A 15719-nucleotide genomic window follows, 5' to 3' on the forward strand; every position below is an offset into this window, starting at 1 on the left:
GGAGGAGACGGCGGGCCGACACGACTGTGGGTGCCGAGGGGTCACCTCGGCACCCACAGTCAAGAGTCAGAGCGAAGGCTCCGGGTGGGAGGCGCTGGCCGCCCACCCGGAGCTTCGGATCACTCCGATGCCGCGCCGGCCGGCGCCCACTCCCAGAAGTTCCAGAAGTAGTCGGGGCTCAGCGGCATGATCTTCACACCGGTGACGCGGTCGCTCGAGACGAGCAGGCCCGGGAACTGGTACAGCGGGATCGAGGCGGCGTCCGCCCAGATGCCGGTCTCAGCCGTCTTGAGCAGCTCCGTCTGAGCGTCGGCGTCCGACGTCGTGTTGAGCGTGCGCAGCGCCTCCGAGGTCTCCTCGTTGCAGAAGCCGTTGTAGTTTCCGCCCTTGGCCATCGGGTCGTCGTAGCAGGCGTAGATCTGGTCCGAGCCACCCACGGCGAGCGAGGTCTGCGACCAGGCGAAGATCGTCGCGTCGTGCGGGTTGATCGGCTCCTGCGACGGGTCGGTGAAGACCCAGTTCGGCTCGCTCTCGTCGACGAGCTTGAAGCCCGCCTTCGCTGCCGAAGCGGCGATGAGCTCGTACTCCTGACCACGACGGACGTTGCCCTCGGGGTACCAGAAGCCGACCTCGACCTCACCGGTCACGCCGGCCTCGGCCAGGAGCGCCTTGGCGCCCTCGATGTCGACCTCGGCGTAGTCGGCGGAGCCGTTGGCCTCGGACAGGATCGGGTAGCGGACCGTGTCGGACGCGCTCACCAGGTGCGTGTTGCGGACGGTGGCGTCCGGGTTCAGCGGCTTGATGATCTTGTCGACGATCTCCTGACGCGGGATGGTCTTCAGGAACGCCTGGCGAACCTTGAGGGCCTTCTCCTCGTCGCCGCCGTAGGTGGCGGGGTCGAACGGACCGCCGTTGTTGAACGTCAGGTCGACGTGCTCGTGCGAGGCCTGGACACCGGTCTGCACCTCAGCGGTCTCGATGCCGTTGGCGAGCTCGAGGATGTCCGACGTCGGCTGACCCGTCCAGATGTCGAGCTCACCCGACTGGAGGGCCTGCAGCGCCGTGGTCGAGTCGGCGATCGCGCGGATCGTGATCTTCTCGTACTGCGGCGACTCGCCCCACGTGAACAGCGGGTTGGCGACGAGGGTGGTGTACTCGTCCTCCTTGGTGTCCAGCAGGTTGTACTGACCGGCGGTCAGGAACGCCGCGGGGCTCTCCGGCATCTCGGTGTAGACGTAGTCGTCGTTCCACGCCGTCGCGAGGGCGGTGAGGACCTCGGTGTCGCCGTCGGTGATCGCCGCGATGACCTTCTCCTTGGCACCCTCGGCGAAGGTCTTCGCCGCGTCGGTGTACTTGGTGAAGTCGTCGTCCGACTCGGAGGACTTGTAGGTGTCCCAGGCGGCCTGGACGTCGGCGTACTCGTCCGGGTAGGCGAGCGCGTAGGTGCCGTGCGCCGAGACGGTCAGCGGCTGGATGAGCTCCCAGTCCACGTAGGGCTCGTCGTACTTGAGCGTGATCTCCTTGTCGCCGGTCTCCGGCGTCTCGGTGATCAGCGCGTAGCCCGTCGTGGCGGCCGGAGCCCAGCCACCCTCGACGTTGCCCGAGAGCGCGGCCCAGGCCATCAGCATGTCGGCCTCGTCGATCGGGACACCGTCGGACCAGACCGCGTCAGCGGTGATCTTGTAGTTGACCGTCAGCGGGTCGTCGCTCGTCTTGTCGTACGTACCGAAGTCCGTGTTGCGGACCCACTCCGGCGTGTTGTCGTAGTAGCCCCACGACGACGCCGAATCGGTGATGTACTTCACGTTCGAGTTGGCGGTGTTGTTGCCCGCGCTGCTGCTCGAGTTGAAGGCCATGAAGCCCTCGTTGTAGGCAACGAAGATCTCGGTGCCTTCCTGAACGTCCGACTGGTACGGGTTGCCGCAGCCGGAGAGCACGAGTGCCCCCACTGCCAGGACACCCACGCCCGCCGCAAGACGTGCGATCTTCACATTTCCTCCTGTGCAAAGGTGATGCGCCCAGCCTGAAACAGCCCTGGGCACGGATACGACACACCATAAGCACGGGGCCCGGCACCGGACAAACCGACTCGGGGAACCGTTACAGATCCTTTACTGAAATCAACATGCCTGTGACAATCTGACAACGTGACCGACACACACGCCGCGATATCGCCCAGTTCTGCTCACGCACGCGCGCGATTGTGGTGGGAGATCGCGCTCGTGCTGGCGCTGTCGGTCGGCCGCTCGGCGCTGTACTCCGTGCTCTCGCTGATCCAGGCGCTGACGCGGGAAGAGGCGCTCGGCGACCAGTCGACCTCCCTCAACCCCGGCGCCGACGCCCAGCAGTTCTGGGACGTGCTCTACCAGTTCCTGGCGCAGTTCTTCGCGCTCGTGCCGGTGGCGCTGGCGATCTACTTCCTCTGGGAGCCCGGCCGCTCGGCGTTCCGGCGGATCGGCCTCGACTTCCGGATGTTCGGCCGCGACGTCGGGGCCGGCGTGCTGCTCGTGGCGGTCATCGGCATTCCGGGCCTGGCGCTCTACGCCGGCGGACGCGCCCTCGGCATCACGGTGCAGGTCGACGCCTCGCCCCTCGATCCCTCGTGGTGGACGATCCCCCTGCTGCTGCTCGCGGCGCTGCGCGCGGGTCTGACGGAGGAGGTCGTCTTCCTCGGCTATCTCTTCGATCGCCTCCGCCGCCTCGGCTGGAGCACGTGGACGATCATCCTGTCCACCGCGGCGCTGCGCGGCGCCTACCACGCCTATCAGGGCTTCGGTGCGATCGTGGGCAACATCGCGATGGGCGTCGTCTTCGGCTGGGTGTACCACCGCTGGGGCCGCGTCATGCCGCTCGTGATCGCCCACGTGCTCATCGACATCGTCGCCTTCGTCGGCTATCCCCTGGCCGCCGCCTGGTGGCCCGCCCTGTTCTGACCTCGTCGCCTCGCGGAAACACGACGAGACGACGAGGTCGGACGGTCAGGCGAAGGCCTCCACGGGAGGGCACGCGCAGACGAGGTTGCGGTCGCCGAAGGCGTTGTCGATGCGGCGCACGGGCGGCCAGTACTTCGTGCGCACGAGGCTGCGCACCGGATAGACGGCCTCTTCGCGGGTGTAGGCGTGATCCCACGCGGTCGCGACGACCGCCTCCGCGGTGTGCGGGGCGTTCACCAGCGGGTTGTCGGATGCCGGCCACTCCCCCGCCTCGACGCGGGCGGCCTCGGCGCGGATGGCGACCATGGCCTCGACGAACCGGTCGAGCTCGCCGATGTCCTCGGACTCCGTCGGCTCGACCATGAGGGTGCCCGCGACCGGGAACGACATCGTCGGAGCATGGAACCCGTAGTCGATGAGGCGCTTGGCGACGTCGTCGACGGTGATCCCCGTCTGCTCCTTGAGCGGACGCAGATCGAGGATGCACTCGTGGGCGACGAGGCCTCCCTCGCCCGCGTACAGGACCGGGTAGTGGTCCTTCAGGCGATGCGCGACGTAGTTCGCCGCGAGCACCGCGGCCCCCGTCGCCTCGCGGAGGCCCTGTGCTCCCATCATCCGGACGTACGCCCACGAGATCGGGAGGATCGAGGCCGACCCGTAGGGCGCCGCGGAGACGGGACCGCCGTCGAACACGAAGCCGCCGGCATGCTCGGCGCGCTGGGCGAGCGGGTGCGACGGCAGGTACGGCGCGAGGTGCGCCTTGGCCGCCACCGGACCGACGCCCGGGCCGCCCCCGCCGTGCGGGATCGCGAACGTCTTGTGGAGGTTGAGGTGCGACACGTCGCCGCCGAGGTCGCCGAAGCGGGCGAAGCCGAGGAGGGCGTTGAGGTTCGCGCCGTCGACGTAGACCTGTCCGCCCGCGGCGTGGACGGCCGCGGTGATGTCGAGGACGTCGTGCTCGTAGACGCCGTGCGTGGACGGGTAGGTGATCATGAGCGCGGCGAGCGCGTCGGCGTGGGCCGTCACCTTCTCCCGCAGATCGCCCAGGTCGACGTTCCCGGCCTCGTCGCACGCCACGACGACCACCTTCATCCCGGCGAGGACGGCCGAGGCCGCATTGGTGCCGTGGGCGGAGGACGGGATGAGGCAGACGTCGCGGTGCGTGTCGCCGTTGGCGTGGTGGTAGCCCCGGATCGCGAGCAGACCCGCCAGCTCCCCCTGCGAGCCCGCGTTGGGCTGCAGCGACACCGCGTCGTAGCCGGTGACCTCGGCCAGCCACGACTCGAGCTGCTCGATCATCACGAGGTAGCCGGCGACGTCCTCGGCGGGCGCGAACGGATGCACCCGGGCGAACTCGGGCCACGAGACGGCCGCCATCTCGGTGGCCGCGTTCAGCTTCATCGTGCACGATCCGAGCGGGATCATGCCCCGGTCCAGCGCGTAGTCGCGGTCGGCGAGCTGCTTCAGGTAGCGCATCATCGCCGTCTCGGAGCGGTGCGTGTGGAACACCGGGTGCGTGAGGAACTCGTCCTCGCGCACCAGCGAGGCGGGCGCCTGGTCGGCGAACGAGCCGGACACGAACGCGAAGGCGCGCGACTCCGGCCCGCCGAACACCTGGGCGAGCGCATGCAGCTCGGAGACGGTGGTGGTCTCGTCGACCGAGACGCCCACCGAGTCGGCGTCGCGGAACCAGAGCTGGAGCCCGCGGCCGCGCGCCGCATCGACGATCGCCTCGGCGTTGCCCGGCGTGCGCACGACGATCGTGTCGAAGAAGTGCTCGTGGAGCACGTCGCCGCCGGCGTCGACGATCCAGTCGCGCAGGAGCGCCGCGTGTCCGGCGACGGTGCGGGCGATCTGCGCGAGACCGTCCGGACCGTGGTACACCGCATACATCGACGCCATCACGGCGAGCAGGACCTGCGCGGTGCAGATGTTGCTCGTCGCCTTCTCCCGGCGGATGTGCTGCTCGCGCGTCTGCAGGCTGAGGCGGTACGCCGGATGGCCGACCGCGTCCTGCGAGACGCCGACGAGGCGCCCGGGGAGCTGACGCTCGAGTCCGGCCCGCACCGCGAGATAGCCGGCGTGGGGGCCGCCGAAGCCCATCGGCACGCCGAAGCGCTGCGTCGTGCCGACCGCGATGTCCGCGCCGAGCGACCCGGGCGAGCGCAGCAGCGTGAGCGCGAGGAGGTCCGCGGCGACGACCACGAGCCCGCCCTGGGCCTGCACGGCGGCGATGACCTCGGAGGGGTCCCAGACCCGTCCCGTCGCGCCCGGGTATTGGATGAATGCGCCGAAGGCGTCGACGGGCTCAGGGGCGCCATCGGCCGGCGACGGGTCGAAAGCGGTCTCTCGCACCTCGATGCCGAGGGCGGCGGCACGGTGCGCGATCAGCGCCTTGGTCTGCGGCAGGGCGTCGGCGTCCACGAGGAACACCTGGGAGCGGCTCCGCGAGGCGCGCCGGGCGACGAGCATGCCCTCCACGACCGCGGTCGACTCGTCGAGCATCGACGCACCGGCCGTCTGGAGACCGGTGAGGTCGGTCACCATCGTCTGGAAGTTGATGAGCGCTTCGAGCCGGCCCTGGGAGATCTCCGGCTGGTAGGGCGTGTACGCCGTGTACCAGGAGGGGTTCTCGAGCACGTTCCGGGCGATCACCGACGGCGTCAGCGTGTCGTAGTAGCCGAGCCCGATGAAGGAGCGCGCGACGCGGTTCTGGGATGCGAGGTTGCGCAGCTCCGCGAGGGTCTCCGCCTCCGATGCCGCAGGCGGGATCACGGAGGCGTCGCCCAGCGGCGTCGCATGGATGGAGGCGGGGACGGCGCGCTCGACCAGCGACTCCACGCTGTCGAATCCCAGGATGCCCAGCATCCGCTCCTGCGCCGGGGCGTCCGTGCCGATGTGCCGGCGGGTGAAGGGAACGGTCACGCCTCGCCGCCCGTGAGTGCGACGTAGGCGGCGCGGTCGAGCAGACCGTCGACGTCGGCGGGCGAGACCCGCAGGCGCACGAGCCACCCGGCGAACGCGTCGGCGTTCACGAGCGACGGGTCGGCCACGACGTCCTCGTTCACCTCGAGGACCTCACCGGTCAGCGGCGCGTAGAGCTCCCCCACCGACTTGGTGGACTCGATCTCGCCGCAGACCTCCCCCGCCGTCACGGCGGAGCCGACGGCCGGGAGGTCGACGTAGACGACGTCGCCGAGCTTGTCGGCCGCGTAGTCGGTGATGCCGACGGTCGCCACGTCGCCGTCCAGGGCGATCCACTCGTGCTCGTCGGTGTAGCTGAGGCTGTTCAGATCGGTCACTTCGTCCTCCGGTAGAAAGGCAGTTCGGTCACGGTTGCGGGGATGCGGGTGCCGCGCACGTCGAGGGCGAGCTCGGTGCCCGCGGTCGCATGCGTGGGAGCGACGAGGGCCATCGCGATCGGATGCCCGAGGGTGGGGCTGAGGGCGCCGCTGGTCACCGTTCCGACCGTGGCGCCGTCCGCGTCCACGACGGCGTAGCCGGCACGGCCGGCGCGTCGGCCGTCGGAGACGAGGCCGACCAGCACGGGCGCGTCCGTCGCGACGACCGACTCGAGCGCGGCCTTGCCGACGAACTCCGCCTTGTCGACGGCGACCACACGGCCGAGGCCGACCTGGACCGGGAGCACCTCGAGCGACAGCTCGTGCCCGTAGAGCGGCATCCCCGCCTCGAGCCGCAGCGTGTCGCGCGCGGCCAGGCCCGCGGGGACCAGCCCGTGCGGCGCTCCGGCCTCCGTCAGCGCATCCCACAGCTCCTCGGCGCGCGACGGCTCGATGTAGAGCTCGAACCCGTCCTCGCCGGTGTAGCCGGTGCGCGCGATGAGCACGCGAGCACCGCGGAACGACCCCTCGGCCGACGCGTAGTACGGCAGATCCTCGAGCGGCCTCGTGCGCGCAGCGAGCCCCGCCGTCTGCTCCAGGATCGTCCGGGCCGACGGCCCCTGGACGGCGATCAGCGCGTACTCGTCGGTCACGTCGGTCACCGTGCCGTCGAACCCGGCGCTGCGCGCCCGGAGGGCCTCGGCGACCGGGGCGCGGTTGCCGGCGTTGGCGACGACGAAGAAGCTGTCCTCGGCGAGACGGTAGACGATCAGGTCGTCGACGATGCCGCCGGACTCGGCCAGCAGCAGGCTGTACTTGGCCTTCCCCACCGGCAGGGTCGACAGGCGCCCCGCCAGCGCGTGATCGAGCAGGGCGCCGGCGCCCGGGCCGTCGACGGCGAACTCCGCCATGTGCGAGATGTCGAACAGCCCCGCGGCGGAGCGCACGGCGTGGTGCTCCGCCAGGTCGGAGCTGTAGCGCACGGGCATCGACCAGCCGCCGAAGTCGGTGAACGACGCGCCGAGGGCGCGATGACGATCGGCGAGGGCGGTCTCGCGCGGCGGGGCTGATTCGCACGGAAGGGCTGGGTCGGTCATGAGTTCTCCCGGGCTCGGGCGGGCGGACACCGGGGACCCGGCGTCCGTGAACTCCCCCTCTGTCATTGGCCTGAGAGTTTCACCGGCCGGCGCGCGGAGCACGATCGACGGTTTTCACCTTCGGCACGGACGCCGACGCGAGGTCGAAGCCCGTTTTCCAGAGCGGCCGGGACGCGAGCGGTACGCGGACCTGAGAGATTGGCGGGGAGGCTTGCTCCTTCGGTGCCCGGGCGGTGCCGCCCGGAGCTCTCCCGCACACGTCATGCGGCCTGTCTTCAGTTGCACGGCCAGCATAGCGCGGCCTGCGCGGCGGTCCGGTCAGGCGGTGCACCGTCCGGGCTCCACGGCCGGATCCGACGCCTCGCGGCCGTCGAGGGCCGGCCGCAGCTCCGTCGTCGTCATGGCGTATCCGCGCCCCTCTCCGTCGGCGCCGCGTGCGAAGACGACGCCGACGACCCGGCCGTCGCCGTCGAGCAGCGGGCCCCCCGAGTTCCCCGGCCGCACATCGGCATCGAGCGCGTAGATGTCGCGGGGGGTGGTGGAGCGGTCGTAGATGTCGGGGACCGGCACCTCGGCGACCGACAGCACCGCGGCCGCCGTGCTCGTGAACGGACCGCCCAGCGGGTATCCCTGGACCGCGGCCCGCGTGCCCGGCGCCGCCGGGTCGGCGATCTCGAGCGGCGCCGCATCGAGGCCGGGGACGGCGATGAGGGCGAGGTCGTCGACGGGGTCGACGTAGATGAGCCGCCCCTCTTGCACGCGCCCGCCGGGCAGCTCCACCACGGGAGCGGACACCCCCGCCACGACATGGGCGTTGGTCACGACGATGCCGTCGGCGGCCACGAACCCGGACCCCGTCATCGAGACGCCGCAGGCGTAGGCGGTGCCGCTGATGCGGGCCACCGAGGCGGAGGCCGCCTGCAGGTCGGGGTCGTCGAGCGCGATGGGCGGCTCGGTGGGCGCGACGACGGTGCCGATGACGTCGCCGAGCCGCGGCAGGGTGTCCGTCATCACCATCCCCCGCACCTGCGAGAGCGCGTCGTCCAGCGGCGCGGGGGTCAGCCGGTCGAGCACGTCCAGCACGCGGGAGGAGGCGACGGCGGGAGAGAGCACGGGGATGCCCGAGGACATCACCCCGGCCGCGACCATCACGAGCACGAGCCCCGTCGCGACGGTGGCGACCACGCCGCCCAGGAAGCGCTCCACGCCGCGCAGGGGCGTGCGGTCGACGCCGCGGCGGATCAGCGCGCCGACACCGGCGCCCACGGCCGTGACGACGATCACGATGCCGATGACCAGAGCGGCGAGCGCGGCGCTTCGCCACATGCCGATCGGCACGATGGCCGAGACGGCGGGCGTCGCGAGCGGGACGAGCCACAGGGCGATGAACGCCCCGGCCACCATCCCGACGATGGTGCCGAGGCTCGCGAAGAACCCGCGGGCGAGACCGGTCACGAAGGCGGCGAGCAGCGCGACCACGGCGACGATGTCGACGATGAGCATGGGGGTCCTCCTGACGGGCCACGCTACCGGCCCCGGGCTCGGCATCCGCTGAATGCCCGGCGCGCGCCGTTTGCCTTCGGGTCGCAGGGACTATAAGATCGTTCCCGAGGTTATAGTCACCATGACAAGAACAAGCGCATCACCCGCCGACGACACGATCCGCGTCGCGGTGTCGACCGTCATCTTCAGCCTGCGGCGGCACCCGGACGAGGATCGCGCGCGCGTCGTGCTGCCCCTGGTCAAGCGCACCCGCGACCCGCACGAAGGGCAGTGGGCGCTTCCCGGCGGGTGGCTCGGGACCGACGAGAACCTCGAGGCGGCCGCCTCGCGGACGCTCGCCGAGACGACCACCCTGGCCCCGAGCTACCTCGAGCAGCTCTACGCGTTCGGCGACGTGGACCGCTCCCCCTCGCGCGTCGTGTCCATCGTGTACTGGGCCCTCGTGCGCGAGGACGTCTCGCTGAGCTCGGAGCAGCACAACGTGGCGTGGTTCGACGCGGGAGCGCTGCCCTCGCTCGCCTTCGACCACGACCACATCGTCGACTACGCCCTCTGGCGGCTGCGCAACAAGGTCGGCTACAGCCGCATCGCCCACGGCCTCCTCCCCGCCGAGTTCACGCTCGCCGAGCTCCGCGAGGTGTACGAGGCGATCCTCGGGCGTCGCCTGGATCCCGCCAACTTCCGCCGTCAGGTCGAGAACTCCGACACCCTCATCCCCACCGACGACTTCCGCACGGGCAGCCACCGCCCCGCGCGGCTCTACCGCTACAACCACGACGTCGAGCTGGCCGACCGCGGCCCACTCCCCCAGCACTGACTGCGAAGGACAGATCATGGCAGCCTCGATCCTCACCCTCTCCCCGCGGCCCGAACAGCCGCTCCCGAAGGACCCCAGCGTCGACCACGAGATCCAGGCGATCGTCTCGGGCCGGATCGTCGCGGAGACCTGCAACACCGACCTGGCCGCCGCACCGTGGACGTTCGACACGCGCCCTGGGTACGGACCGGGCTCGTCGATGGGAGATGTCATCCCGACCGGCTCCCCGCGGCAGGGCGAGCTGCCCGAGGAGTACCGCACCGCCTCCGAGTCCGAGCTCGCCGACCGCATCCGCGCCGCCAAGGCGACCCTCGGCGACCGCGTCGTCATCCTCGGGCACTTCTATCAGCGCGAGGAGGTCGTGACCCACGCGGACTACGTCGGCGACTCCTTCCAGCTCGCCAACGCCGCCCTGGCGCACCCCGAGGCGGAGGCGATCGTCTTCTGCGGCGTGCACTTCATGGCCGAGACCGCCGACCTGCTGTCGCGGCCCGAGCAGGCCGTGATCCTGCCGAACCTGGCGGCCGGCTGCTCCATGGCCGACATGGCGGACATCGACCAGGTCGAGGAGTGCTGGGAGCAGCTCGCCGACGTCTACGGCGACCTCGACGTCCCCGACGCCGAGGGGCTCCTGCCGGTGATCCCGGTGACGTACATGAACTCGTCCGCGGCCATCAAGGGCTTCGTCGGCCGTCACCACGGGATCGTCTGCACGTCCTCGAACGCGCGCACCGTGCTGGAGTGGGCCTTCGCCCGTGGACGGCGCGTGCTCTTCTTCCCCGATCAGCATCTCGGCCGCAACACCGCCAAGGCGATGGGCGTGCCCCTCGAGCAGATGCCCATGTGGAACCCCCGCCGCCCGCTGGGCGGTTCCACCGAGGCGCAGCTCGACGACGCGCGCGTCATCCTCTGGCACGGGTTCTGCTCCGTGCACCGGCGGTTCACCGTCGACCAGATCGCGGCGGCGCGCGCCGAGCACCCCGATGTGCGCGTCATCGTCCACCCGGAGTGCCCCATGGACGTCGTGGACGCCGCCGACGCGGCCGGGTCGACGGACTTCATCCGCAAGGCCATCCAGGCCGCGACCGAACCGACGACCTTCGCGATCGGCACCGAGATCAACCTGGTGCAGCGGCTGGCCGCCGAGCACCCTCAGCACGAGATCTTCTGCCTCGACCCGGTCGTCTGCCCGTGCTCGACGATGTATCGCATCCACCCCGGCTACCTCGCCTGGGTGCTCGAGGGCCTCGTCGCCGGCGAGGTGCGCAACCGCATCTCGGTGACCGACGACGTCGCCGAACCGGCGCGGGTCGCGCTGGAGCGCATGCTGGCGGCGAAGCCGTGAGCAGCCGCGCACCGGCGGTCGACGTCGTCGTGGTCGGCTCGGGCATCGCGGGGCTGACCGCTGCCCTTCACGCCCACGCCGACGGGTGCCGGGTCACGGTGGTGACCAAGGGCGCGCTGAGCGACTCCAACACGCGCTACGCACAGGGCGGGATCGCCGGAGTGACGTCGGCCGACGACAGCGTCGCCGACCATGCGCGCGACACGCTCGTGGCGGGGGCGGGACTCGCCGACGCCGCCGCGGTGGACGTGCTCGTCTCCGAGGGCCCCGCCCGTCTCGCGGAGCTGATCGAGCGGGGCCTCGCGTTCGACCGGACCGCGGACGGCGCGCTGGTGCGAGGTCTCGAGGCGGCGCACTCCGCACCGCGGATCCTGCACGCCGGCGGGGACGCGACGGGCGCGGCCATCGAGGAGGCCCTGGTCGCCGCCCTCCGTCGCGCGTCCCGCGACGGCCGCCTGCAGATCCTGGAGCACGCCTTCCTCCTCGACCTCGCGCGGGAGCACGATGCGATCCGCGGCGTCGAGGTGCTCGTGGACGGTGACCGCCGGGTGCTCCCCGCCCGGGCGGTCGTCCTGGCCACCGGCGGTGCGGGCCAGCTGTACGCCCACACGACCAACCCCGCCGTCGCCACCGGCGACGGGATCGCCGCCGCGCTGCGGGCCGGCGTCGCGGTGAGCGACCTCGAGTTCGTGCAGTTCCATCCGACCGTGCTTCCGTCGGCGGCCGGTCACGGGGCGTTCCTCGTGTCCGAGGCGGTGCGGGGCGAAGGGGCGGTGCTCCGTGACGCCCACGGCAGCCGGTTCATGCTCGACGTCCACCCCGACGCGGAGCTGGCTCCCCGCGACGTGGTGGCGCGCGCGATCGCCGAGACCATGTCGGCGCAGGGCGGGCGGCCCGTCGTGCTCGACGCGACCGGTCTCCGCGACTCCGATGCCGAGACCGCCTCCTTCCTCGCACGACGGTTCCCGACGATCGACGCCGCGATGCGCGCGCGGGGTCTGGACTGGGCGCGCGTCCCGGTCCCGGTCACGCCGGCGGCGCACTACCTGATGGGCGGCATCGACACCGATCTGCACGGGCGCACGAGCCTGCGCGGTCTCTACGCGGTGGGCGAGACCGCGCGCACCGGCGTGCACGGCGCGAACCGGCTGGCGTCGAACTCGCTGCTGGAGGGCGTCGTGTTCGGCGCACGGGCCGGCGACGCGCTCCGTGCCGACATCGCGTCCGGGGCGTGGCCCGCCGGCGGCGGGACGTCCGACGCGACCCCCCTCGCAGAGGTGGACGCGTCGGCGCCGGCGTTCGACCGGCGAGCGCTGCAGGAGCTGCTGTGGCGTGACGCGGGGCTGGTGCGCGACGCCGACGGGCTCCGCCGCGCGGCGTCCGTTCTGGCGGGCTGGACCGCGCAGCAGCGGGAACCCCGGACCGTCGCCGAGTGCGAGGACCGGAATCTCCTCCTGGTCGCTCAGCATCTCGTGGCGGCCGCGCTGGCGCGGCGTGGGTCTGTCGGTGCGCACTTCCGCTCCGACGCACCGTCGAGCCGAGCGTCCGCACCCCGCGGCGCCGATCGCGACACCCGGCAGCAGAGCCGCCGCAGTGCGCCGCGACGTGCACCCGAGCCCGCTCGAAAGGTCCCCGCCTGATGCTGACGCCCGCACACATCGATCGCATCGTCGCTGCGGCCCTCGAGGAGGACGCACCCTGGGGCGACCTCACCAGCGAGTACCTCATCCCGGCAGAGGCGACCGCGCGGGCCGATCTCGTCGCGCGGGAGCCGGGGGTGTTCAGCGGCGGCGCGGTCTTCGCGGCCGCCTTCCGCCTCACCGATCCCCGCATCGAGGTCGAGCTGCTCGTCGACGACGGCGCCGTCTTCGCCGCCGGCGACGCCCTGGCGACGGTCGCCGGACCCGCGCGCGGCGTGCTCACCGCGGAGCGCATCGGCCTGAACTTCGCACAGCGGATGAGCGGCATCGCCACCCTGACGCGCCGCTACGTCGACGAGGTCTCCCACACCGGCGCGCGCATCGCGGACACCCGCAAGACCACTCCCGGCCTCCGTGCGTTCGAGCGCCACGCCGTCCGCAGCGGCGGCGGGCACAACCACCGCTTCTCGCTCTCGGACGCCGTGATGGCGAAGGACAACCATCTCGCGGTCCTCACGGCGACCGGCCCCGACGGATCCGTCTCGATCACGGATGCGCTGCGCGCGGCCGTCGCGCGGCTGCCGCACACGGTGCACCTCGAGGTGGAGGTCGACCGGCTGGACCAGATCGACCCCGTGCTCGCCGCCGGACCCGGGACGATCATGCTCGACAACTTCTCCCTCGACGACCTGCGCACCGGCGTCGCGCGCGTCGCCGGCCGCGCCACCGTCGAGGCGTCGGGCGGTGTCTCGCTGGAGGGCGTCCGCGCCATCGCCGAGACGGGGGTCGACGTCATCTCGGTCGGCGCGCTCACCCACTCGGCGCCCGCGCTGGACCTCGGCCTGGACGTGCGGGTGACCGTGCCGGACGGCGACTGACGTGCTCTACCTCGATCATGCGGCGACCGCCCCCGTGCGCCCCGAGGTGCTCGAGGCGATGCTCCCCTACCTGCGCGACCGGTTCGGGAACCCGTCGAGCCATCACACGGTCGGCGAGGCGGCCGCGCATGCCCTCGACGACGCGCGGCGGCGGGTCGCCTCGGTGCTCGCGATGCGTCCGGGCGACGTCGTGTTCACCTCGGGCGGCACCGAGGCGAACAACCTCGCTCTGAAGGGGCTCTCCATCGGGGCGTCGCAGCGCTCGGGCACGCCGGTGCACCTGGTCACCACGGCGATCGAGCACGAGTCGATCCTCGCCGCCTGCGAGTACCTGGAGCGCGTGCACCGGTTCGCCGTGACGCGACTGCCGGTGTCCTCGACGGGGCGGATCGATGCCGACCACCTCCGCGACGCGCTGCACACGCGGCCGGGCGGCGCGCCGACGGCGCTGGTGAGCGTCGGCTACGCGAACAACGAGGTGGGGACCGTGCAGGACGTGGCGGGCCTGGCAGCGGTCTGCCGCGAGGCCCGGGTGCCGCTGCACCTCGACGCCGTGCAGGCCGCCGGCTGGCTGCCCCTGGCCGGCACCGGCGCCGACGCCCTGTCGATCGCCGGCCACAAGATCGGCGCTGCCCCCGGAGTCGGCGTGCTGGCCGTGCGCGGCCGGCTTCCCCTGGAGCCGCTGCTGCACGGCGGCGGACAGGAGCGCGAGCGACGCAGCGGGACGGAGAACGTCGCCGGCGCCGTGGGGTTCGCGGTCGCGCTGGAGCGCGCCGAGGCCGAGCGCGTCGACACGGCCGCGCGCACCGCGGCGCGACGCGACGCGTTCATCGCCCGCGTGCTGTCGCTCGTGCCCTCCGCACGCCTCACCGGCGACCCGGTGGAACGACTCCCGGGCACCGCGAGCTTCACCTTCGCGGGCGTCTTCGGCGAAGCGGTGCTCCTGGAGCTCGAACGGCGCGGCATCGTGTCCTCGAGCGGCTCCGCGTGCGCGGCGGGCAGCGACGAGCCCTCGCACGTGCTGCTCGCCCTCGGCATCGCTCCCGAGGTCGCCCAGACCGCGGTGCGCTTCACCTTCGGCCACGGCGGCGACCTCGACCTCCTGCCCGTCGCCGACGCGGTCGCCGACGCCGTCGCGGCGGTACGATCGGGCGGGTGAGCCTGCCCGCCGTCACCGTCATCGTCCCCGGCCGCGACGTCGCCGCCTACGCCGCCCAGGCCCTCGACTCGCTCCGCGCGCAGACGTTCCCCGACTGGCGCGCGATCCTCGTCGACGACGGCTCGACCGATGCCACGACGACGATCTTCGAGGCGGCCGCGGCCGGCGACTCACGATTCACCGTGATCCGTCACGAGGCCCCGCGAGGGCTGGGGGCCGCCCGCAACGCCGCCCTCGACCTCGTCGACACGCCGTTCGTCGGCTTCCTCGACGCCGACGACGAGCTCACCCCCTCGGCGCTGGAGCGACTCGTGGGGACACTGTCGGCCTCGGGCAGCGATCTGGTGGTCGGCGCGTACGTGCGCCTGCGTCCGGAGACGGGACCGGGCGACACGGTCGTCTACTCCCCGGGAGTCGTGCAGCCCTGGGTGGCCGCGGCCACCGACCCCGCCCGCCGGGGCACGACGCTGGCCGCCCACCCGGAGGTGTCGGGGAACATCGTCGCCTGGTCGAAGGTGAGCCGGGTCGAGTTCTGGCGCCGTCACGGAATCCGCTTCCCGGAGGGGAAGCTCTACGAGGACCAGATCGTCGCCCAGCGGATGTACACCCTCGCGCGCGCGATCGACGTCGTCCCCGATGTCGTCGTGCTGTGGCGGGAGCGCGCGGACGGTTCGTCGATCACCCAGCACAAGGACGCGGTCGCCGTGCTCCTGGACTACCTCGATGCGCTCCGCGGCGGACTCGCGGTGCTCGATGCGGCCTCGCAGGACGCGGCGGCGCGCGCGCGGGTGCGCCTGATCCTCGATATGGACACCCCGCCGCTGATCCGGATCGCGCAGGACCACCCCGACGACGCCTACCGCCGCGCACTCGGGGCGTTCGTCCGCGACCTCGCCGGCCGGGCCGAGGAGGCCGGCCTCGTCCTCGATCCTGCCGCCGCCCCGCTGCTGGCCGCCGCGCGCCTGTGGTGAGCCCTCGGTCGGGCATCCAGACGGCCGGCGGAGAG

The 15719-nt window shown here is 72.1% G+C and carries 12 protein-coding genes and 1 riboswitch; of the genes, 7 read left to right on the forward strand and 5 right to left on the reverse strand.

The window, feature by feature from the left end; genetic code table 11:
• Positions 1-119: 119 nt before the first annotated feature.
• Positions 120-1991, reverse strand: a complete 1872-nt coding sequence (locus QQZ13_RS02680; RefSeq protein ID WP_284527575.1) for an ABC transporter family substrate-binding protein — start codon at positions 1989-1991, stop codon at positions 120-122.
• 156 nt (positions 1992-2147) lie between these two features.
• On the opposite strand from QQZ13_RS02680, the gene QQZ13_RS02685 reads away from it, so the two are divergent.
• On the forward strand, positions 2148-2933 hold the full coding sequence (locus QQZ13_RS02685; RefSeq protein WP_284527576.1) for a CPBP family intramembrane glutamic endopeptidase: 786 nt from the start codon (positions 2148-2150) through the stop codon (positions 2931-2933).
• Positions 2934-2978: 45 nt separating this feature from the next.
• Here the strand turns inward: QQZ13_RS02685 and gcvP are convergent, their stop codons facing one another.
• The 4 genes from gcvP to QQZ13_RS02705 form a co-directional block, all read right to left on the reverse strand.
• The gene (gcvP, locus tag QQZ13_RS02690; protein ID WP_284527577.1) at positions 2979-5858 is read right to left on the reverse strand and encodes an aminomethyl-transferring glycine dehydrogenase; all 2880 of its coding nucleotides are present in this window, start codon (positions 5856-5858) and stop codon (positions 2979-2981) included.
• On the reverse strand, positions 5855-6235 hold the full coding sequence (gene gcvH / locus QQZ13_RS02695; protein WP_284527578.1) for a glycine cleavage system protein GcvH: 381 nt from the start codon (positions 6233-6235) through the stop codon (positions 5855-5857). Before gcvH ends, gcvP begins: the two co-directional genes overlap by 4 nt.
• Entirely contained in the window at positions 6232-7371 is a 1140-nt protein-coding gene (gcvT, locus tag QQZ13_RS02700; protein ID WP_284527579.1) for a glycine cleavage system aminomethyltransferase GcvT, read from the reverse strand. Before gcvT ends, gcvH begins: the two co-directional genes overlap by 4 nt.
• 168 nt (positions 7372-7539) lie before the next feature.
• Positions 7540-7635, reverse strand: a riboswitch (glycine riboswitch).
• 54 nt (positions 7636-7689) lie between these two features.
• Positions 7690-8874 carry a MarP family serine protease gene (locus QQZ13_RS02705; protein WP_284527580.1) on the reverse strand — a complete coding sequence of 395 codons (1185 nt, stop codon included), beginning with the start codon at positions 8872-8874 and terminating at the stop codon, positions 7690-7692.
• Positions 8875-8995: 121 nt separating this feature from the next.
• Between QQZ13_RS02705 and QQZ13_RS02710 the strand changes: the two genes are divergently transcribed.
• The 6 genes from QQZ13_RS02710 to QQZ13_RS02735 are packed head-to-tail and all read left to right on the forward strand — an operon-like array spanning position 8996 to position 15684.
• Positions 8996-9691, forward strand: a complete 696-nt coding sequence (locus QQZ13_RS02710; RefSeq protein WP_284527581.1) for an NUDIX domain-containing protein — start codon at positions 8996-8998, stop codon at positions 9689-9691.
• A gap of 16 nt (positions 9692-9707) precedes the next feature.
• On the forward strand, positions 9708-11036 hold the full coding sequence (gene nadA, locus QQZ13_RS02715) for a quinolinate synthase NadA (RefSeq protein ID WP_284527582.1): 1329 nt from the start codon (positions 9708-9710) through the stop codon (positions 11034-11036).
• Positions 11033-12676 (forward strand): L-aspartate oxidase, encoded by a 1644-nt coding sequence (gene nadB, locus QQZ13_RS02720; RefSeq protein WP_284527583.1) that lies wholly within the window; start codon positions 11033-11035, stop codon positions 12674-12676. Before nadA ends, nadB begins: the two co-directional genes overlap by 4 nt.
• Positions 12676-13554 carry a carboxylating nicotinate-nucleotide diphosphorylase gene (nadC, locus tag QQZ13_RS02725; RefSeq protein ID WP_284527584.1) on the forward strand — a complete coding sequence of 293 codons (879 nt, stop codon included), beginning with the start codon at positions 12676-12678 and terminating at the stop codon, positions 13552-13554. Before nadB ends, nadC begins: the two co-directional genes overlap by 1 nt.
• 1 nt (position 13555) lies before the next feature.
• On the forward strand, positions 13556-14713 hold the full coding sequence (locus QQZ13_RS02730) for a cysteine desulfurase family protein (RefSeq protein ID WP_284527585.1): 1158 nt from the start codon (positions 13556-13558) through the stop codon (positions 14711-14713).
• Positions 14710-15684: a glycosyltransferase family 2 protein gene (locus tag QQZ13_RS02735; RefSeq protein WP_284527586.1), complete on the forward strand. Its 975-nt coding sequence runs from the start codon at positions 14710-14712 to the stop codon at positions 15682-15684. The genes QQZ13_RS02730 and QQZ13_RS02735 overlap by 4 nt, the downstream gene beginning before the upstream one ends.
• The last annotated feature ends 35 nt before the right edge of the window (positions 15685-15719 follow it).

Origin of the sequence: Microbacterium sp. T2.11-28 (assembly GCF_950097975.1) — a bacterium.
GTDB lineage: Bacteria > Actinomycetota > Actinomycetes > Actinomycetales > Microbacteriaceae > Microbacterium.

Excerpts from the sequence above, each read along its gene's own strand:
- nadC (WP_284527584.1), top strand. The coding sequence starts at position 12,676 with ATGCTGACGCCCGCACACATCGATCGCATCGTCGCTGCGGCCCTCGAG.
- QQZ13_RS02705 (WP_284527580.1), bottom strand. The coding sequence starts at position 8,874 with ATGCTCATCGTCGACATCGTCGCCGTGGTCGCGCTGCTCGCCGCCTTC.
- QQZ13_RS02710 (WP_284527581.1), top strand. The coding sequence starts at position 8,996 with ATGACAAGAACAAGCGCATCACCCGCCGACGACACGATCCGCGTCGCG.
- nadA (WP_284527582.1), top strand. The coding sequence starts at position 9,708 with ATGGCAGCCTCGATCCTCACCCTCTCCCCGCGGCCCGAACAGCCGCTC.
- gcvT (WP_284527579.1), bottom strand. The coding sequence starts at position 7,371 with ATGACCGACCCAGCCCTTCCGTGCGAATCAGCCCCGCCGCGCGAGACC.